General features: G+C 60.8%; 19 protein-coding genes. 1 reads left to right on the top strand and 18 read right to left on the bottom strand.

The window, feature by feature from the left end:
* Window positions 1-30: 30 nt before the first annotated feature.
* From wecB to rfaH, 10 genes are all read right to left on the bottom strand, one after another.
* The gene (wecB, locus tag RYH70_RS08165; RefSeq protein ID WP_317010166.1) at window positions 31-1,164 is read right to left on the bottom strand and encodes a non-hydrolyzing UDP-N-acetylglucosamine 2-epimerase; all 1,134 of its coding nucleotides are present in this window, start codon (window positions 1,162-1,164) and stop codon (window positions 31-33) included.
* A 267-nt stretch (window positions 1,165-1,431) separates the two neighbouring features.
* Window positions 1,432-2,640 (bottom strand): type II toxin-antitoxin system HipA family toxin, encoded by a 1,209-nt coding sequence (locus tag RYH70_RS08160; RefSeq protein ID WP_317010027.1) that lies wholly within the window; start codon window positions 2,638-2,640, stop codon window positions 1,432-1,434.
* On the bottom strand, window positions 2,628-2,879 hold the full coding sequence (locus RYH70_RS08155) for a helix-turn-helix domain-containing protein (RefSeq protein WP_063140798.1): 252 nt from the start codon (window positions 2,877-2,879) through the stop codon (window positions 2,628-2,630). Before RYH70_RS08155 ends, RYH70_RS08160 begins: the two co-directional genes overlap by 13 nt.
* A 200-nt stretch (window positions 2,880-3,079) precedes the next feature.
* Window positions 3,080-4,519 (bottom strand): MBL fold metallo-hydrolase, encoded by a 1,440-nt coding sequence (locus RYH70_RS08150; RefSeq protein WP_317010026.1) that lies wholly within the window; start codon window positions 4,517-4,519, stop codon window positions 3,080-3,082.
* Between the two features lie 289 nt (window positions 4,520-4,808).
* Complete coding sequence (locus RYH70_RS08145; RefSeq protein ID WP_233924904.1) at window positions 4,809-5,114, bottom strand: hypothetical protein; 306 nt, start codon at window positions 5,112-5,114, stop codon at window positions 4,809-4,811.
* Window positions 5,086-5,247, bottom strand: coding sequence for a hypothetical protein (locus RYH70_RS08140; RefSeq protein WP_167374824.1), 162 nt, complete (start codon window positions 5,245-5,247; stop codon window positions 5,086-5,088). The genes RYH70_RS08145 and RYH70_RS08140 overlap by 29 nt, the downstream gene beginning before the upstream one ends.
* A complete protein-coding gene (gene abiEi, locus RYH70_RS08135; protein WP_317010025.1) occupies window positions 5,237-5,779 on the bottom strand; it encodes a type IV toxin-antitoxin system AbiEi family antitoxin in 543 nt (180 codons plus the stop codon). The genes RYH70_RS08140 and abiEi overlap by 11 nt, the downstream gene beginning before the upstream one ends.
* A 445-nt stretch (window positions 5,780-6,224) precedes the next feature.
* Window positions 6,225-6,611, bottom strand: coding sequence for a type II toxin-antitoxin system VapC family toxin (locus RYH70_RS08130; RefSeq protein ID WP_063140808.1), 387 nt, complete (start codon window positions 6,609-6,611; stop codon window positions 6,225-6,227).
* Window positions 6,608-6,835 (bottom strand): type II toxin-antitoxin system Phd/YefM family antitoxin, encoded by a 228-nt coding sequence (locus tag RYH70_RS08125; RefSeq protein ID WP_063140810.1) that lies wholly within the window; start codon window positions 6,833-6,835, stop codon window positions 6,608-6,610. Before RYH70_RS08125 ends, RYH70_RS08130 begins: the two co-directional genes overlap by 4 nt.
* A 271-nt stretch (window positions 6,836-7,106) precedes the next feature.
* Window positions 7,107-7,631: a transcription/translation regulatory transformer protein RfaH gene (gene rfaH, locus RYH70_RS08120; protein WP_317010024.1), complete on the bottom strand. Its 525-nt coding sequence runs from the start codon at window positions 7,629-7,631 to the stop codon at window positions 7,107-7,109.
* A gap of 668 nt (window positions 7,632-8,299) precedes the next feature.
* Here rfaH and cysC point away from each other — a divergent pair.
* Window positions 8,300-8,917, top strand: a complete 618-nt coding sequence (gene cysC, locus RYH70_RS08115; protein WP_063140814.1) for an adenylyl-sulfate kinase — start codon at window positions 8,300-8,302, stop codon at window positions 8,915-8,917.
* 126 nt (window positions 8,918-9,043) lie between these two features.
* On the opposite strand, the gene RYH70_RS08110 is transcribed toward cysC, so the two are convergent.
* The 8 genes from RYH70_RS08110 to RYH70_RS08075 all read right to left on the bottom strand — a co-directional run bounded on the left by RYH70_RS08110 (window position 9,044) and on the right by RYH70_RS08075 (window position 19,298).
* Window positions 9,044-10,816, bottom strand: a complete 1,773-nt coding sequence (locus RYH70_RS08110; RefSeq protein WP_317010023.1) for an SLC13 family permease — start codon at window positions 10,814-10,816, stop codon at window positions 9,044-9,046.
* A 209-nt stretch (window positions 10,817-11,025) separates the two neighbouring features.
* Window positions 11,026-13,236, bottom strand: coding sequence for a polysaccharide biosynthesis tyrosine autokinase (locus RYH70_RS08105; protein ID WP_317010022.1), 2,211 nt, complete (start codon window positions 13,234-13,236; stop codon window positions 11,026-11,028).
* A gap of 22 nt (window positions 13,237-13,258) precedes the next feature.
* Window positions 13,259-13,687, bottom strand: coding sequence for a low molecular weight protein-tyrosine-phosphatase (locus RYH70_RS08100; RefSeq protein WP_317010021.1), 429 nt, complete (start codon window positions 13,685-13,687; stop codon window positions 13,259-13,261).
* Window positions 13,687-14,820, bottom strand: a complete 1,134-nt coding sequence (locus RYH70_RS08095) for a polysaccharide export protein (protein WP_317010020.1) — start codon at window positions 14,818-14,820, stop codon at window positions 13,687-13,689. The genes RYH70_RS08100 and RYH70_RS08095 overlap by 1 nt, the downstream gene beginning before the upstream one ends.
* An 18-nt stretch (window positions 14,821-14,838) precedes the next feature.
* Window positions 14,839-16,338: a capsule assembly Wzi family protein gene (locus RYH70_RS08090; protein WP_317010019.1), complete on the bottom strand. Its 1,500-nt coding sequence runs from the start codon at window positions 16,336-16,338 to the stop codon at window positions 14,839-14,841.
* A 397-nt stretch (window positions 16,339-16,735) separates the two neighbouring features.
* Window positions 16,736-17,143 carry a DUF1330 domain-containing protein gene (locus RYH70_RS08085; RefSeq protein ID WP_022997549.1) on the bottom strand — a complete coding sequence of 136 codons (408 nt, stop codon included), beginning with the start codon at window positions 17,141-17,143 and terminating at the stop codon, window positions 16,736-16,738.
* A gap of 355 nt (window positions 17,144-17,498) precedes the next feature.
* Complete coding sequence (locus RYH70_RS08080) at window positions 17,499-18,110, bottom strand: YigZ family protein (RefSeq protein WP_317010018.1); 612 nt, start codon at window positions 18,108-18,110, stop codon at window positions 17,499-17,501.
* 213 nt (window positions 18,111-18,323) lie between these two features.
* Entirely contained in the window at window positions 18,324-19,298 is a 975-nt protein-coding gene (locus RYH70_RS08075; RefSeq protein ID WP_317010017.1) for a quinone oxidoreductase family protein, read from the bottom strand.
* Between the last annotated feature and the right edge of the window lie 230 nt (window positions 19,299-19,528).

The following is a 19,528-nucleotide window of genomic DNA, read 5'->3' as shown; positions in this document are numbered from 1 at the left end:
TCTGTATGAAGAGAACCGCTCCTACAAGCGTTAGGGGGATGCTTGGGCAATATGATCTGCAATTTGGGCTGCTGCAGTGCCGTCACCGTAGGGATTGTGCGCCCGACTCATCGCTTGCCAAGCGTCTTCGTCGGTGAGCAGGCGGTGTGCTTCGCTGAAAATGTTCTCACTTTGCGTGCCGACCAGCTTGACCGTCCCCGCAGATACGGCATCCGGGCGTTCGGTGGTATCGCGCATTACCAGTACGGGCTTGCCTAATGAGGGTGCCTCTTCCTGGATACCGCCGGAGTCGGTGAGAATCAACCGTGCGTTCATCATCAGCCAGACAAAAGGCAGGTAATCCTGCGGTGGGATTAGATGAACATTCCTATGGCCTTTCAGCAAACGATTCACCGGCTCCTGAACGTTGGGATTCAAATGCACGGGGTAAACGAATTCCTTCTCCGGGTGCTCCCCGGCCAATTGAGCGATGGCCTGGCAGATGCGTTCAAAGCCGCCCCCGAAGCTCTCACGGCGGTGACCGGTGATCAGAACCAGAGGCCGCTCCGTGCCGTAAGGGAGTTGGCCCTTTAAGTCCGCTCGTAACCCGTTGTCGTTTTCGATTCGCTCCTTCACCCATAGCAAGGCATCAATAACGGTGTTGCCAGTCACTTTGATGATGTCCTCATTGACGCCTTCCGCCAGCAGCGCGTCCCGTGCTGTATTGGTAGGCGCGAAGTGTAGCCGGGCCAAATTACCCGTGAGCTTGCGGTTGGCTTCTTCCGGCCAGGGGGACATCAAGTTGCCGGTGCGAAGTCCCGCTTCCACGTGGCCGATGGGAATTTGCTGGTAGAACGCGGCCAGCGAGGCGGCCAGGGTGGTGGTGGTGTCACCGTGCACCAGGACCATATCGGGCTTTTCTTCCTTCAGTACATCGCGCAGCCCGACAAGGATACGGGACGTGATGTCATACAGATCCTGACCTGGCGCCATGATGTTCAAATCGTGGTCCGGGGTCAGTTCAAACAGATTCAGTACCTGATCCAGCATTTCCCGGTGTTGAGCGGTAACGCAGAGACGGCTGTCGAAGCGCGGGTCGGCGTCCAGCTGTTTGACCACCGGGGCCATTTTTATGGCTTCCGGGCGGGTGCCGAAGATGCTGAGGATGCGTTTCTGTTTGGTCATTGGGGTTTTACTTCCCGTATTTCTGAGTTGCGGGTCCCGGTAGTGGGGCCAGGTAATTCGTGTGTAGCTTCGGGCCTTGGGGGGCACCTCGTTCGCCTGCAAGGCAGGCTCCTACAGTGACTCTGTTCGCTTGCAAGCAAGCTTCCCACAGCGGGTTTGTCGGCGTTGCGTGGGGATACAGAGAGTGTATTCCACGGGACCGAAGGTTCATTCGCCAGCAGGCTGGCTCCCACAGGGGTATAAAATGCGGCATTGGGGGAGCAGGGCCTATGCCCATGCCGCGATTTCATTCACTGCTTCTTCCCAGGCTTTGATCATGGCAGGTGCCACATCCGGAAAGCGCGGGGAGGCGTCTTTCAATTCAGGCAAGGTCGTTGTCAGCGCGCTGCCCACGGCGCCAATCGTCTCTTTGACCTGCCGGGTATTCTGGGCACAGTGCCGGGCGCCAAATTCGGCCAGACGATCCAGAGGCCACCAGCGCTTACTGCCTGCAAGATGGAGCGCCGGCACATCGTTACGCAGGTACGCCGTGGTGGTCACGATATCGTAGGCCGGGGCCAAAGCCACCGTGCCGCCGGGGCGGTCATAGATCACACCAAAGTTCTTCAGGTGCGCATCGCCATTTCGCACCGCCCAGGAAAGCACGATGGAGCGAAACAGGCTGGCCAGCGCGGTTTGTCGCAATGCCGGCGATACGAATTCGGATACGGCTCTGGCCAGGCGCTCATAGGTGCCGTCGTATTTTTCTTCCGGTGACAGTCCCTGCAATACGCAGCCATCTTCAAAGCCCAGGTAGGCGCCCGTTTCCGTGACGTCGAAGCGTTCCATGATGAACAGCCGGCCGTCACGGGAGACATCGAAACGGGGAACGTCCAGCCCCGCCCTGCTGGCGGCCCGCATACAGAAATATTCATTCAGCGCCAGGTCCGGGTAATCCGTGCCCCAGGCTTTGACGATCAATCTGCTGGAGCGAATCGCGGCTTTGTCTCTTGGTGGTTCAGCGGCAACATCCACCAGCAGTTTGGGTTGCACTCCCGATATACCCGAGTTCAGTGCGTACTTTTCCACCAGCTCGGCGAACAAATCCGGATTGTCTGAATCCAGCAGTGTTTCCAGCCTTTCGGTCGAGTGCGCCATTTCCGTGGCCTGGCCTGGCAAAACATAGCCCAGGCGGCCGATCTGGTATGGGCCAAGCGCGGCGAGCAACGCCAGATCACTGGCACCGTGCAGTTTGCTTACCGTGCGGCGAATGGCATCCCGCAAATAGCCTTCGGGAAGGTTCTGGGCAAACGCCGGGTGCAGCCTCGGGAACTGGTAGGATGCGGTGCGCAGCGGCATGGTCAGCGAGACCGCCCGTTCCGGCTCATCGGTACGGTAAGCGAAGCTGTACTCTTCGCCGGCGTGCCTGGCGCTCCTGCTCAACCGTCCCGCCAGTTCATTGCCACTGGTGACGTCGAGTTCGTCTACTGAGGCCATTCACGCTCCCTCACCAGATCATCCAGCGTCGGCGTTTTACGGGACTTTGGCGCCAGTTCCATCCCATATAGCGCGAATAGCCGCTCCACTTTGCTGAAGCCCAGTTCCGTGATCCGGCCGGATTCAAAGCGGGAAACCGCGGTGCGATCCACCCCGCTCATGGCGGCCACTTGTTGTTGGCTATGGCCGTTTGCCTTGCGTAACCCGGCAAACTGGGTGCCAAGTTCTTGCAATGTCATGTGAATATATGCCTCAAATTCGATTAATTTACTTTGTTTGTAGCATATATTCACATTACATCCAAGCGACCTAAGCCTACGGAGCTGGCCATTAAAGTCATTCGCTTGCGAGCAAGCTTCCCACAGGGGGCTTCGAAGCCGCTGTGGGAAGCGGCCCGGGCGGCGCTCCGCTTGGCCGCGAATACAGCGTTCGGCATGGCTTATTCGCCAGCAGGCTGGCTCCCACAGGGGTATAAAATGCGGCATTGGGGGAGCAAGCGCTTCAGCTCGCCTTGCAATGTCCTCTTTGCGCCATCGTCGCCGTGCACGATGCGGATGGCAGTTGGAGCCTTCCGCATGCCAGTGACAAACCGTATCAACCCTTGCTGGTCGGCGTGGGCGGAGTAGCCGCCTAGGTTGTCCACGCCGGCCTGGATGGCGTGGTTTTCTCCGTCCAGAGTCACGGTACCACCCTGCCCTTGCCGTTGTATTTGCCGCCCCGGTGTGCCTTTGCCCTGGTAGCCGACAAACAGCACATTATGCCTGGGATCGTGCAGCATCGCCTTCAGATAGTTGACGATGCGGCCGCCGGTGCACATGCCACTGCCGGAGATCACCACGGCGGGGCGGGCACTGTCCGCCAGGTGGCGGACCATTCTCAGGTGGGCGTCGTGGTCGTCCACCGTGAGCAGTTGTTTAAAGCCCAGGGGCTTGCGGCCCTTGGTGATCCGCTTGAGCGCCTCCTGTTCCCAGAAGGGTCTCAGTTCCCGGTAGGCCCTGGTGAAGCGGCTGGCCAGCGGGGAGTCCAGGATCACCGGCAGTTCGTTCCAGGGCAGGGTTTTGTGCACTCTGCTCTTTGGGTTGCGGTGGAGGATGTCCTCCAGTTCGTACAACAGTTCCTGAGTGCGGCCGATGCTGAAGGCCGGGATCAGGACGGTGCCCTGGTCCTGCAGGGCGCGGGCTAGTACCCGCTGCAGCCGCTGCTGGCGTTCCTTTCTGTCTTCGTGGTTGCGGTCCCCGTAGGTGCTTTCGATCACCAGGGTGTCGCAGCCGTGGGGCGGCTTGGGTGCTGGCAACATGGGGGCGTGCGGTGCGCCCAGGTCTCCGGAGAACACCACCCGGTGCCGGCCCGGCGGCCCTTTTACGTCGCATTCCACGTAGGCGGAGCCGAGGATGTGCCCTGCTCGTCTCAGCCTTATTCGTATCTGGCCGTGGCCGGCGTCCAGGGCGGTGTGCCATTGGTCGTAGGGCAGCGGCACCAGGCGCCGTTTGATCACCCGCAGGTAACGGTCGATGTCGTCTGGCCGGCGGCTGAAGCCCAGTTTGAAGGCGTCCTCGAGGACGATGGGCAGCAGCTTCGCCGAGGGTTGGCTGCAGAGGATCGGGCCTTTGAAGCCCGCCGCCAGCAACCAGGGTATTCGGCCCACGTGGTCTATGTGCACGTGGGTGATTACCAGGGTCTTGATTTGGGCCACCGGGAAATCGATGGTCAGGTCGTCGGCGTTGGCGCCGCCGGGGCCCTGGTCGCGGCCCTGGAACAGGCCGCAGTCCACCAGTAGGCTGTGCTGGTGGTCCAGACACAATTCGTGGGCGGATCCGGTGACGCCGTCGACGGCGCCGTGGTGGCGGATTTCCGGCCAGCGGGTGCTGGATTGGTGCATTGTGGTTCCCCCCTTCCTTGGTGTTGCCTTTTTTATGTTTTTTTGTCCGTTCTCCCTGTTGGGGAGAACGGATTCGCCAGCAAGCTGGCTCCCACAGCGGCGGTGTAGAGGGCGGGTTCGCTTGCGAGCAAGCCTTCCCACAGGGGTCTCGAAGCCGCTGTGGGAAGCGGCCTTGGCCGCGAATACGGCGTTCGGCGCCGGCCTACTTCGCCAGCAAGCTGGCTCCCACAGGGGTATACAATACGGATGGCAGTTGGTGCTTTTCGTATGCCGGTGACGGAGATCATCTCTACATGTTGAACGGTGGTTCAGGCGCGGAGCCCGCTCGCAACGCCTTTAGGGCGGTTTGCAAATGGCCACCGACGGCGCTGGTCAGATAGTCCAGGAACCCTGCCCTTTTGAGGGTCCGATCCAGGGTATCCTCGGGCAGAAAACGGCTCAGTGTATCCATGAACGCTTGGCTTTGGATACGTCCCGGCAGTTCCTTGATGGCCTGTTCCAGCTTGCCGGGATAATCCTCAAGCCCATAATCATCGATTTTGGCGCGCAGTACGGCTTCGTCCATTTTAGCTTCCCGCTGGGCCAGCCATTGCAAGTCCCAGATGTCGCGGTAGCGGGGGTGCGCCGTTGCCGAAAATGCACAGCTTTTCCACCACCGGGCGCATGTGGGTCCGGCCCGGCACCGCCATGGCCCGGGTGACCAGCGCCTCGAAATCCTTACTGGCCATCACCGGCCCCCTCCTGTTCCATCAGATGGCAATTGCGGCCTACACGGCGCAAGTCCCGGCGGGCGGCGGCTAGCGTGGCGATGCGCAATGGCCGCCCCGGTACCGGCACCATGCTCTTTAATATCTCGTCGAGCCCTCTCTTGGTATGAGTGAACTCGATGGTGCCGTGACGGGTCCGGTAGGTGCCCTTGCGGCCGGTAGTCATCACGGTGAGCCGGTCGATGGGGATCTGCGAAATCACGCCATATTCGCTCAGGGCGGATTCCAGACTCACGTAGTTGTAATCACCGGGACGCAGCGCCTTGGCGATATGCTCGATGGCGTAGCCGTCCTGGCTGCCGGCGTAGGGGTTCAGATATACCCCTCGGGCGGCGCGCTGCAGCAAGCCACGCTCTACCATGCGCGCCAGACTCTTTTCCAATGACTTTTCCGATTCATTGGGAAACAGGCGCCGCATCTCGTGGCGGGAGAAGACGTACCGGCCACGTTTGTCCCATTCGCTCAAGGTTTTCTGTAGTTCGTCTCGGGTCATAAGTGCACATTTACACCCCTTTATTGGGGGTTAAGTGTACACCTTTTTATGAATACGGGCATTTTCAATGTTCGCTTGCGAGCGGAGCGCCGCCCGACAATCTTCCCACAGGGGGCCTCGAAGCCGCTGTGGGAAGCGGCCTTGGCCGCGAATACGGCGTTCGGCGTGCCTACTTCGCTGGCAAGCCCGCTCCCACAGCGGCGATGTAGAGGACGCCTTATGCTGAGAATGGGATTTGGGGCATATAGCTCATCGAATCAGTGCCCGGGCCTTCTTCAATACCTCATCTCCGGGCGTGGGTTGGATCACACCCTCGTCCCATTCCGTTGCTCTACGCTGAGCTTCTCTGAGCCAATCGTCTCTCAATTCCTCATTGGAGGAGGCTTCAATAGTCCGAAAATTCATATCCTTGCCCTCTGCCTCTTTCATGGCTCCGATTTCAAGGTTATGTGTCCGCGGCCAGGGTTTTGACAGGGTATTGGAGGATATGTTGATCCACTGTTACCAATGTCAGCCCTTCCGCCTGGGCCTGGACGATCAACATCCGGTCAAAGGGGTCTCGATGAAGGTCCGGTAGTGAACCCGCCTGATCACCGTGGTAGACGGAGATTGGCAACTTGCTGAAACCTTCATCCTCGACCACTGCGTCGATATCGTCTGGTGCCCGCAGTTTACCCAGCCCCTTCTTGATGGCAATTTCCCAGGCGGTCACGGCGCTGACATAAACTTCATTTCGTGGATCGGCCAGCAGTGTGCGGCAGTGCTCGCCGAGACGAGCATCATCACCCAGCCACCACAGAAAAGCGTGGGTATCCAGCAACAGACGTCTCATCCGTCACCCTCGAACGCTGCGATAATCTCTTCGGGGGTGTCATCGAAATCCTCGGCGATGACGATCTGCCCTTTGTATCGACCCGGCCGGCGAGGCTCCTCCTGGTGAGGCACCAAATCCAAATATGGCTTGCCCGCACGGGCAATAATGATGCGCTCACCTTTCCACGCTTTTTCTCCCAGCTTGGAGAGTTGCGACTTGGCTTCATGCATATTGATTTTCATCGGGCCCATCCCGGATTAGCTAGGTTAGCTATATTCTGCCCCTGCCTCGCTTGCGAGGCAAGCCGATTCGCTGGCAAGCCCGCTCCCACGGCGGCTCCGTAGTGCCCGCTGTGGGAGCGGGCTTGCCAGCGAATACAACAGCCGGTCTGGTTCCAGGCACGCTACCGCCACAGGGTTTACCGTCGGTTCCCTGAGAACGGGTGGGCAGTGTTGGCCCGGTTGCATTGTATGGCCGCCGATCCGGTTGGCCATTCCCCATTTGGGGGATGGTCTAATGGCGGCTGACGTCCTTGATGGACAGGGTTAACTGGTGCTGCTTGTGCAGCATGCCCATCAGAACAATTACTCTTTCCTGGCCATCAAAGCGCTGGAATACCGCTTCCAGATCCTTGAACGGACCATTTTCAATGCGCAGGGTGTCGCCAGGAGCAAAGGCCTGCTCCTGGTGCTGACTTTCGGTACGGGTTTGCAGTTCTTCCACCACCTGGTCGGGCACCGGCACCGGCTGGTTGCCGAAGGTGACCAATTTTTGCACCCCACGAGTGGAGCGCACCGTGTGCCAGCCACCGGCGCGATCGAGACGGATAAACAAATAGCCGGGGAACAGCGGCTCCTCGCGCTGGATACGGCGTCCGGCGCGCAGGCGTTCCACGGAGAGTTCGGGGAGAAAGCAGGTGAAGCCCTGGTTTTCCAGGTTTTCCCGGGCTCGGTAGTTCTGGTTGGCGCGGCACTGCACCACGTACCAGGCATTCTGACTGGCGGCGGTGTTCATGGCGGATGAGCTGGGGTCCAACATAGGTTACCCGAAGCCTCTACAAGCGGGCCGGCATGGGGTGCCGAACTGTGGCTGTCGCGGGGCGTCCCAAGCTGCTTGCCTCCTCATGCCGATCGCATCCTTACATCCTGGCTGTTACCAACTACTCGGCCTGGCCCGCGATCATTCCAATCGCGCCAGCCGCTCCGCACTGTACTGGGATCCCCCTGACCTGAACATTGAGCGGATACCGGTTTGTGAAGTTTTTACACCCCTGTAACACTTCATCGGTTTCTATTATTTGCAGCCGCCGCCCGGGCACGATACTACCGATACCCCAATACGTTCACAATATTGTCAGCTGGCGATTCTGGTAGTCTTTTGTGACCCTTTCCTGACAATACCGATTTCCGTAAAAGTGTTGCCGCTTCAAGGGGTTGGGTTGGACGATGGTGCTCTTTTTGGCTAACCCTAAAGGGTTAAGGATAAATACCGGACAATGCTTTTTTATTATCCTGGCATTTTTTGATGCGAAGGGGGCACGGCATACATTCGCTAGCAAGCTCGCTCCCACAGCGGCTTCGTGGATTGCTGTGGGAGCGAGCCTGCTGGCGAAGGTTTAAGCAAAGAACCAATAGATATTGAACCCCCCGGCCAAAGCCCTACCATAGCGGGCTGCCAGCCGGCATTTACCATCAATGGAGGATTCAATGAGCGACAGCCCTTATCAGAAGCGTGAGCACGACGCCAAGGCCGAAGTGATCTGGCACCAATCCCACTTGACCAAGGCCGACCGGGCCAAGGCCAAGGGCCAGACCCCCAAGTGCATCTGGCTGACCGGTCTGTCCGGTTCCGGCAAATCCACTCTGGCCAACGCTCTGGAAGTGGCTCTGACTCAGCAAGGCAAGCACACCTATCTGCTGGACGGGGACAATGTGCGCCATGGCCTGAACAAGAACCTGGGCATGAGCGACGAGGACCGCACCGAGAACATCCGCCGTGTCTCCGAAGTGGCGAAGCTGATGGTGGACGCCGGCCTGGTGGTGGTGACCGCGTTCATCAGCCCCTTCCGGGCCGACCGCGATGCCGCCCGGGCACTGTTCGAGGACGGCGAGTTCGTGGAAGTGTTCGTGGATGCGCCGCTGGAAGAGTGCGAGAAGCGTGACCCCAAAGGGCTGTACCAGAAAGCGCGCCAGGGCATCATCAAGGAATTCACCGGCATCGACAGCCCCTATGAGGCGCCGGAGAAGCCGGAGGTGGTGATCAACACCGCCGAGAATGATATTGAGACCTGCGTGAAGCAGTTGATTGAAGGGATTGGGGTTTAATTCGCTGGCAAGCCAGTCTCCCACAGCGGCTTCGTAGTTCGTCTGTGGGAGATTCTCACACAATAAGCATGACTACGGAGCCGCTGTGGGAAGCGAGCTTGCTCGCGAATAGTGTTTCGACAGAATTCAGAACGGCCAGACCAACGGGATCAGCGTGATGGATACCGCCCCCGCCAGCAGGCTCATGGGCACGCCGATGCGCAGGTAGTCGGTGAAGCGATAGCCGCCGGGGCCCATGACCATGAGATTGGTCTGATAACCCAGCGGCGTCATGAAGCTGGCCGAGGCGGCGAACATGACCGCGACGATGAAGGGCGTCGGGCTCACGCCCAACTGCTCCGCCACTCCCAACGCCAGCGGAAACACCAGCACCGCGGCGGCGTTATTGGTGATCAGCTCGGTGAACAGCGCTGTGATCACATAGATCAGCACCAGCGCCATCCACGGCGAGGTGATGTGGGCACGGAACAGGCTGTCCACGATCCAGCCCGCCGCCCCGCTCTCTTCCAGCGCCGTGCCCAAAGCAAAGGACGCGCCAATCACCACCAGCACCGGCAGGTTCACGCTCACGTTCATGCGCGCGCGGTTGACGGTGACACAGCGGGTCACCAGCAACAGCCCGGCGGCCAGGAACGCCGCTTCCAGTACCGAGAACCAGCCCAGCACGTTCATCAGAATCATCAGCCCGAGAATGCCGGTGGCCAGCGGCGCCTTACGGAAATCCGGCGGCGTGGAATCCCGCAGCGGACTCACCAGCATGAAGTCCCGGCGGTAGCGGTACTGTTCGATAAAGCTCTCGCCGGTGTCCAGCAGCAGCGTATCCCCCACCTTGAGCACCATTTCCCCCACCTTGCCGGGCAGGCGCAGGCCATGACGGCTGATGCTGAGAATGGCGGCCTGGTAGCGGGTGCGGAACGCCGCTTCCTTGACGGTCTGGTTGACGCCGGGGAATTCCGGCCCGATCACCACTTCCACCAGACAGCGCTGGTGGGTGTTAAGGTTCAGCTTGTGCACGGCGCCGTGGGCGGGCACCAGGCCGTTGATGCGCTGCAATTCCCGGGCGGTTTCCGGAGCGCCGATAAAGGCCAGCTGATCGCCGGTCTGCAGCTGCATGTCCGGGCCCACCGCGGTATAGAGATGGCCGTCGCGCTGGATCTCGGTGAGATAACCGTGGGTGAGATTGCGCAGGCCGGCTTCCTGGATGGTCTTGTTATGCAGCGGGCTGCCCTCGGGGATGCGCATTTCCACGTGGTATTCGCGGGCGTGCTCCAGTTGCTCCACCAGCCCTTCCCGGCTGGGCAGCAGACGCCGCCCGAACAACAACAGAAACACCGAGCCGATTACCAACAGCGGCAAGCCCACCCAGGTGAGGTCGAAAATGTGGAACCCGGGCAGCCCTTTTTGTTGCACCAGGCCGTCCACCACCAGGTTGGTGCTGGTGCCGATCAGGGTGCAGGTGCCACCAAGGATGGCGGCGTAGCTGAGCGGCATCAGCAGTTTGGAGGCTGACAACCGCAGACGCTGGGCCCATTCCTGCACCGCCGGGATCATCATCGCCACCACCGTGGTGTTGTTGAGGAAGGCACTGAGCAAGGCGGTGGGCGCGATCAGACGGAGTTGGCTGCCGAAGGCGGTTTTGGGCTGGCCCAGCAGCTTGTGGGCCACCCAATAGATGGCGCCGGTATCCCTCAGCGCGGCGGCCACGATGTACAACACGCCGACGGTCATCAACCCTTGGTTGGCGAACCCCGCCAAGGCCTGCTTCGGGGTGATGATACCGGTGACCAGCACGATCACCATGGCCCCCATCATGGTCACTTCCGCCGGTACCCGGTTACTGGCCAAAGCGATCAACACGCCCAGAACAATCAGCAGTGTGAACAGGATTTCCGGAGTCATAGGTCAGGGAGCGCCCGTGGTCAGGTAGCGGATTACCTTAAAGCCATCCATGGTACTGGCTCGCATATTCCATTCAATGATTGATTGGCTATGGGAATATAGCGTTTGGGTTTATGTGTGGATTTACTGTGGGAGCTAGCTTGCTAGCGAATTGCTCTTACGTATGAATAAAAACATTCGCTAGCAAGCTAGCTCCCACAGAGAGAAGCTCAACTCTTATCGCTACTGTACTTGTAGTAGCTGTAATAGCCGTATTCGTTGGAGGCGCGGCGTTCAATGCAGTTGAGGATGGCGCCTTTGATGGTGACCTTGTTCTGCTCGAAGCGGTTGATGGTGACGTCGATTTCCTTCACCGAGTTCTGGCCGTAGCGGGCCACGATCAGGCTGGTGCCGGCCAGCTGGCCGACAATGGCGGCGTCGGTCACCGCCAGGATCGGCGGCGTGTCCACCAGCACCAGATCGAATTGCTCGGAGAGTTTGTCCATCAGCTCGCCGAAGCGCTTGTGCATCAGCAGCTCCGCCGGGTTCGGCGGGATCTGGCCACGGGAAATGAAGGAGAGGTTTTCTTCCTTGGTTTGCACCAGCACCTGCTCCAGATCCGCCTGGCCGGAGAGGAACGACGACAGCCCGGTCTGGCCATCGTTCTCAAAGTAGCGGTGCAGGTGTCCCTTGCGCATATCGGCGTCCACCACCACCACGCGCTGCCCCACCTGGGCCAGTACCGCCGCCAGGTTGGCGGTGACGAAGGATTTACCCACCCCCGGGCTGGGGCCGGAGATCATCAGTACCTTGTTGTCCGCCTCCATCATGGCGAAATGCAGGCTGGTTCGCAGGCTGCGCAGCGCCTCGATGGCCAGATCACCCGGATCTTTTTCCGCCAGCAACGGAATCGGCTCATGTTTGCTGCGTTTGCGGCGACGCAGGGCATCCAGTACCCGATCCAGTTTTTGCTGGCTTTCAGACAACGGCACCGCCGCGTAGACGGAAATGCCCTGCTCTTCCAATTGGTCTGGGGTCTCCACGCCACGATTGAAAGCGGCACGGACCAGCACATAGCCCACGGACATCATCAATCCCAACAACGCCGCCAAAGCAGCGACCAGGCCTTTTTGTGGTTTCACCGGCTGCGGCTGAACCAGCGCATTGTCAATAACACGCACATTTCCCACGGTGCTGGCCCGCATGATGCGCAGCTCCTGCACCTTGTTCAACAGGGCAACGTAGATCTCCTGATTCACTTCCACATCGCGCATCAGCCGCAGGATTTCCTGCTGAGTTTCCGGCAGTTGATTGATCTGTTTGTTGATTTCCGCTTTCTCGTTTTCCAGGGAGCGGCGCTGTTGCAAAAGGGTGCGGTAGGCCGGGTGCTCACGGGTAAAACGGGCGGAGACCTCGCTTTCCTTGATCTTCAGCTCGTTGAGCTTGGCCTCGATGGAGACCAGCCGCTCCAGCACGGACTGGGTTTCCAGGCTCAGGTCCACGGACTCGCTCTTGAGCCGGTAGGCATTAAGCTTCTCTTCCGCGCTGGTCAGCGTGCTTTTGATTTCCGGCAGTTGCTGATCCAGGAACTCCAGGCTCTTTTCCGCCTCCTCGGCGGTGCGCTGAATGTTCTGCAATACATAGTTATCGGCAATGGCGTTGAGCACGGCACGGATGCGGCCCTTATTAGGACCGGTATAACTCATATTGATGATACCGGTCTGTTTGCCCACTTCACTGACGCCAAGATTGGCACGAATACCGTTGACCACGGTCAGCACCGAATATTTGGTGAGGATCAGCTCTTCTTCACCAGGCTGCCACTCGCCCAGCTCCAAATGGATGCCGCCGTCCTCGCTGCGCAGGGGCTGATCCGCCGGGCCCTTGGCCACCAGTTCTCCGTCGTAATAGAGCGCCGGCTGGCCGTCCTCGGATTTCAAGGTAAAGGGTTCGTCCAGCAAACGGTCCGGCACATTGAAATGGTTCACGGTGACGTAGGTTTCGCTATCCCGGAAACCGGCGAACAGCGGCACCTGGGTTCCTTCCGGTGCCGGCTCCGGCGCCCCGAAAGCCCCGATCAACGGCAGCCGGTCCGGCGCCAGACCAATGTCCATGTGCAACTGATCCACCACCTGGCCGAGCACCATGCGGGAGCGGATCAACTGGATCTCGGCTTCGGAGGAGGATTCCTGACTTAGCAGCTCATTCAGATCGCCGATGCTGGCCATACTGCCTGTTTTGGGTTCCACCTGCAGCAGACCATCCGCTTTATAGATCGGAGTCGCGACGAAGCCATAGGCCAGCCCCAATACCAGGGCGAGCACCGTGGTGCCGATGACCAGCCAGCGGGCGTCCAGCAACAGCCCCCACAGGCGGCGCAGGTCGATTTCGTCGTTGATCACATTGAGGCGGCCGGAGTTGTCGGTTTGCGGGCTGCTCATAGGGAAAGATCGTTCCTTTTGATCAAAGTTTGCCGGCCCAGGCCTCGGTGGCCTGCCGCAGCATGGGGTAGATGCGTTCAAACACTTCCCGCCCGCGGCGGAAAGGGTCCGGAATGTCGTGACCACCGTTCCAGTGGCTCAGCAGGAAGGTCTTGCCACTGGCCTCGGGAAACTGGCTGATAATGCGGTCCCGCTGGCGGGTTTCCATCACCAGAATCAGGTCGGCGCCGCGACACAGGGCACTGGTGAGCTTGCGCCCGCTATGGTCGCCACAATCGAGGCCGTTGGCCCGGGCCACGTCCCGGGCCATCTGGTCCATATCGTGCCCTTGGAGGCCCACCAAGCCGGCGGAGCTCACCGTCTTTTCCGGCTTTAGCTCACGCAATAGCGCTGCCACTGTAGGGCTTCGACAGATATTGCCGTCACACACGACCAGGATGTTCTCAAACATCAGCTGTCAGGGTCCCGGATTCTGTCATTGGCCAGCGCGCCGAAATAGATCATCTGCACCGTAGGCAGAATATTCTGGATAATGCGATTCCAACGGGCCACCGGCGCAGCCGTAATATAGACGATATCGCGCGATTGCAACGTGAAGGCATCGGCCATGACCAGAGCCGTGGCGTCCTTGGCATTCAGTTGATACACATCCACCAGGTTCTCCGCACCCGGCTGAGCTCTACGAATCACGAAGACGCCGGATGCATCCGCGGTCTGCTGATTGAAGCCGCCCACGGTGGACAGGGCTTCCGCCAGGGTCAGGCCATTGCGGGTCATGGGTACCGGTTTCGGTTCCTTCACTTCACCCAGCACAAAGACCTTGTTGTCCTCATTACGCGCCACATGCACCACATCGCCGGGGCGCATCAGCACGTTATGGGCCGGATTCCCTTCCTGGTATACCGCTCTCAGACTCAGACGATAGTCCGTACCATCCCGGCTCAGATCCACATCGGTCCAGTCCGCGTTTTCACCCAGGCCCCCAGCGGCGTTCACCGCGTCCAGCAGACGCATGGGCACATTGGTGATGGGGTAAGCCCCCGGCTGTTTCACTTCACCGGTGACGTAGACCTTCTGGCTGCGGAACGCCGCCACGGTAACATCCACTTGCGGGTCTTCGATGTACTGGGAAATGCGGCTGGCGATCAGATCACGGATCTCGGTGACCTTCAGACCATTGACGTCGATTTTCCCCACATAGGGGTAAAAGATGGTGCCGTCGTTGTGCACCCAGTTACCGGACTCAGACGGGCTGCGCATGGAGCCGGCGGGAATGGTCAACTCCGGATGATCCCAAACGGTGATTTGCAGTACGTCACCGGGGCCCACCCGGTAATCGTAATCTTCCGGCTCTTCCAGCAACGCCTCGGGGGGCATCAGCGGCCCTTCCTGCTCCGTCTGCCGCAAAATGGCGGTGCTGATCTCGTGTATTTCCACCACATCGGGCAGCGCCTCGGCTTCCACGCCGTCGTCTTCGCTGAACCAGCCCGGCGCGTTGGAGATGTGCGCGCCCGGAGCGAAGGCACAACCGCCCAACGCACCCAACAGGGCGGCGATCAGCAGGGACTTGGTAGTTGTCGTCATAGTCACCGGAAAATCCTGTTACCAGTCAAAGGTACGGCGCCATTGCGCCATGGCGGTCAAACGTTCGCTCTCGCCAGCGAAGGTTTCCACCGGATCGTCGGTGGCGGCCAAGGCCCAGGTGAGCCGGCCACCGAGAAAATCGTGTTCCAGACGCAGCTCGCCGAGAATCACATCCTGCTCATCCACGGCCTGGAGGATTTCAGCACCGTCCGGGTGCACCTGGGCCCGTTTGCCGCCGTCCACATTGAGGGTGGCGCTGCTGAGGGCTGCGGTGAATACCACACCGCTGCGGAAAAACTGCTGTACCCCCAGGGTCGCCACCTTGGCGTCGCTTTCCCAGGTGCTGGCCAGGTTGCGTCCATAATATCGGAAGCCGCTGGTATATCTTGAATGTTCGTACATCACGCCTTCACGGGCATTGCCGAACAGATCGCCGGCAACGGTGTTGGCGCCCTCAATAAAGAAGCGCTGACTGCCCTTGCCCATATGGGTAAGGAAATCGAAGCCAAACTGGGTGGCGTACTTGGACGGCATATAACCGGCCTCGTCCTCGCCCATGGCCTGGCCATAGAAACTGGTGGGCACACCGAACAGCGGGAAGCTGGCCCGGAAGTCAAAGCCAGCGAGTTGGTTACTGGGGTCCTCGCCTTCGTCAAAGCCCGAGGTTTGGCCGTTGTCCTTGCCGATGATGGCGTCGCCCAGCGAGCCCCAACTTTCGGAGGCGCCTTCCCCACCCCATTGGAATAAACGGGTGAAGCCGATTTGCAGGAAGGAGGCCGGGCGCAAAGTCAGGCGGCCACCCAGCAATTTGGCATCGGGGATGCCGCGATCCTGCTCCAGTTGCCCGCCGAACATCTGCAGATCCCAGGGACCGATCCAGTTTAGCCAGCGGGACTGGGGTGCATAGGGGGTTTGGCGGCTGACCCAGAAACCGGCCACGGGCCGGGCATTGGACGACCACGCCAGGGAGCTGTGCCAGCCCGGGCCCCACCAGCGGTCGATAGCGCCGACGCCCAGTTGCCAGTTGCCGAAACGGCCGGCCACGTAGCTGCCGTCGGCGCGCACTTCGCGCTCATCCCGGTCGTTGTCGATGTATTGGGCTTCGATGTTGGCGGCCCAGCGCCGGCCGGTGTAGCTGACGGCCATGCGGGCATCGGCTTCGCCCATGGGCTGGGAGCCGAAATGGGAGAACAGCGGTTCCTGGTTGGCGCCTCCCAGTGTGAGGGTGGCGGTGCGGGTCTGGCCCTTGGCCTGATCCATGGCGGCGCGCAGGTACGCAGCGTGGTCTGAGCTGCGGCACTCTTCCGGCATGCCGGACATGCCCACGGCAATCGCCGACCAGTTCAGCGGCCAGGTCAGGGTCAGGCCCTTGAAGCAGCCCATGGCGGACAGCGCTTCCACGTGGTGCCTGGCGCGCAGATCACCGGTTTCCACCCAGGGCGCGGCTTGCGCCCCGGACACCCATCCAACCAGCGCGACGGCGGCGCTGCCTTTTAACCACTTAGCCCAATCAACCACTGGGGATCCTTTTCCAACCCGTTTTGACACTCCTTCCGGAGCGGGATTATGACCCGGCCGTTACGTCGTGAATACGGCGGCAGGCGGCATTTTACATCGACTTTACCACCAGATGGCTATCCCAACGGCGATTCCCCGATCCTGCCCGGCCCGAGGCCCTGATCATTTCGCCATCGCCAGCCCCGGCGCGCTGTGTTCTGTTCGACAGAAATCACGGTTGGCACGGTGGCCTGCTCTAGCGCCACAGAGCAACAGGGTCAGGACTCTTTGTTACCGGTACATGACCACCCCCGGGGCCTGGCAAGCCAGGACGGTACCGGCGGGGAGGCTCCAGCGCAAGGGGCTTGGGCGTTTTGGCGCGCCGGCCCAGCCCTGGTTGCGAAATTGTTACAGTGCATTAACCGGACTGTTGCTTCATGGCGACCAGGCGGGCTTCTTCCAGAGCAGCGGTGCGGTGACGGGTGGCTTCCCGGTATTCCGGGTCCGCCAGCATATCGGCGAAGGCCTGGATCGAGGGGTAGCGTACCAGCAGCACTTCATCCCAGTGTTCGTCCGGCGGCGCGATCACCCCGGCCAGGGCGTCCCCGGACCAGATCAGTTTGCCGCCCACGCCTTCGACTTTGCGGAACGCCACTTCGGAATAGCGACGGTAGGCTTCGCGGCCATCGTAGTCGGCGTCGCCGCTTTTCCGATAGTGGGCCACGGCGCGGAAACGCAGCAGGTTGAGCATGACGATGGGGGTATCGGCGGGAATGCCGGCGAGGATCTCCGGCAGGCGGTCTTTGTCCGGATCAACAATGGACATGGGGCTCTCCTTTTATTATCGGAATGGGGCTTTCGAGAGTGCCTGGAGTGGAATGGTTAGCCCATGGTGAAAGGCGTCATGTGTTTGGCTTGGGGCTTCCCTGACTCTGTGGGAGCCAGCCTGCTGGCGAATCCCGGTCTGTGGGAGCTAGCCTGCTGGCGAATTCCGGCCTCCGGCGTTGGCACATTCGCTTGCAGGCAAGCTCCCACAGCGGCTTCGTGGCACGATCTGTAGGAGCCAGCCTGCTGGCGAATTCCGGCCTCCGATGTTGGCCCATTCGCTTGCAGGCAAGCTCCCACAGCGGCTTCGTAGCATGGTCTGTGGGAGCCAGCCTGCTGGCGAAGATTCCATCCCCCTACAACTTCTCGATGGCAAACCCATGCGCCGCGCAGAACGCCCGTAGATCCGCCAGGGCCAGGTCCGGCAGACTGATGCGGGCGGTCACGCCCTCGCCGTACCGGATCTCCATCAGTTCGGCTTCATGCTGGCCGCACCAATGGCGCAAGGGTTGCTCGCCGGCGAAGTCCAGGCTCACGGCCACCTCACAGGTGGGCTCCTGCTCGACCACTTCCATGGCCGCCAGCACCGCTTCCGCCGCGGCGGAATAGGCCCGCACCAGGCCGCCAGCGCCCAGCTTGACGCCACCGAAGTAGCGGATCACCACCACCATGGCGTCGCCCACGCCTTTGTGCTGCAGCACATTGAGAATTGGCCGTCCGGCGGTGCCGGAGGGCTCGCCGTCGTCGTTGGCGGCGCCCTGCGCGGAGGATGGCGGCCCGATCAGCCAGGCATAGCAGTGATGGGTGGCGTCCGGGTAACGCTCACGGGCTTCCGCCAGCACCGCCTGTGCCGCCGCCCGGTTGGTGACCGGTCGCAGCCAGGCGATGAAGCGGCTTTTGTTGATTTCGATCTCCCGCTCCACCGCCGCGGCGGGGACCGGATAAGAAGGGGGGGCCGGTTCCGTCATGGCGGCATTGTACGGGGTCCCGGCCTTTGTGTCCGGTCTCGGTGTTCACTCCACGCGTGAGAACGCTTTGGTGAGCCGGTTTCGCGACCATGATTTCACAAACCCGTCTACGAAGCCGCTGTGGGAGCTTGCCCGCAAGCGAATACCTCAACACCGCAGGTTCGGAGTTCGCCAGCAGGCTGGCTCCCACAGCGGCTTCGTAGTGATCTGTATTTACACCTTCAATGCCACCGCGCCGCTGGTGAGACGATCCTCCATGTCCTGGTGCGCCTGGCCGATCTGCTCGAACGGATACACGCGCGGCGGCTCCGGTGTCAGCACACCGCTTTTCAGGGCCTCGAAGAAGGCGGCGGCGGTGGCGTCCCGCACTTTCGGATCACGGGTGTAGTGGCCTCGCATGGGACGCACCACGGTGTTGGAGCCGCGCGCCAGCAACGACACCGGCATCGGTTCCACCGGGCCGGAGGACTGGCCGAAGTTGACCAGATGTCCCAGCGGCGCCAGGCAGTCCAGGGACTTGTAAAAGGTGTCCTTGCCGACGGAATCGTAAGCCACCGCCACGCCCTCGCCCTGGGTGATCTCCCGGACCCGCTCGACGATATCTTCCTCACGGTAGAGGATCACGTGGTCACAGCCCCGGGCGCGCACCAGCTCCGCTTTCTCCTCACTGCCGACGGTGCCGATCACCGTGGCGCCCATGTGGTGTGCCCATTGCACCAGCAATTGCCCGACACCTCCGGCGGCGGATTGCACCAGGATGGTTTGGCCGGCCTGTAGCGGAAACACCTGATGCAGCAGGACGTGGGCGGTGGAGCCGCGCACCATCATCGAGGCGGCGCTGATCTCGTCCACGCCATCGGGAATCTTCACCAGGGTATCGGCGCTGATTAGCCGTTCGTCCGTGTAAGCGCCGTAGTTACCGGACACGTACACCATCCGCTCCCCTACCGCGAAGCCTTCCACGCCCTCACCCACCGCGGTGATTTCTCCGGCGGCTTCCAGGCCGGGGACGCCGGGCAGCGGCAAGGTTTGATACAGACCGGAACGCACATAAATGTCATGAAAATTGACACCGATGGCGGTCTGCTTGATCCGAACTTCCCCGGGACCGGGGTCGCCCACGTCCACCTCCTCCACCCGCAATACTTCCGGACCACCGGTTTCACGCATTACCAAGGCTTTCGCCATTGTTGTTCTCCCGAGTTCGCAAAGGGTTTAACGGTACCCGGGCTATTCGCTTGCAAGCAAGCTTCCCACAGCAGCCCTGTAGAAAAGCTGTGGGAGACCAGCTTGCTGGCGAATCCCGGCCCTCCGGCGTTGGCACATTCGCTTGCAGGCAAGCTCCCACAGCGGCCCTGTAGAAAGGCAGTGGGAGATCAACCGGGCGGCGCTCCGCTTGCAAGCAAGTCTCCCACAGC

The organism is Alloalcanivorax xenomutans (genome assembly GCF_032810065.1).
GTDB classification, from domain to species: domain Bacteria; phylum Pseudomonadota; class Gammaproteobacteria; order Pseudomonadales; family Alcanivoracaceae; genus Alloalcanivorax; species Alloalcanivorax xenomutans.
Note: the sequence above shows the minus strand (reverse complement) of the source record. Positions and strands in the feature narration are given on the sequence as shown.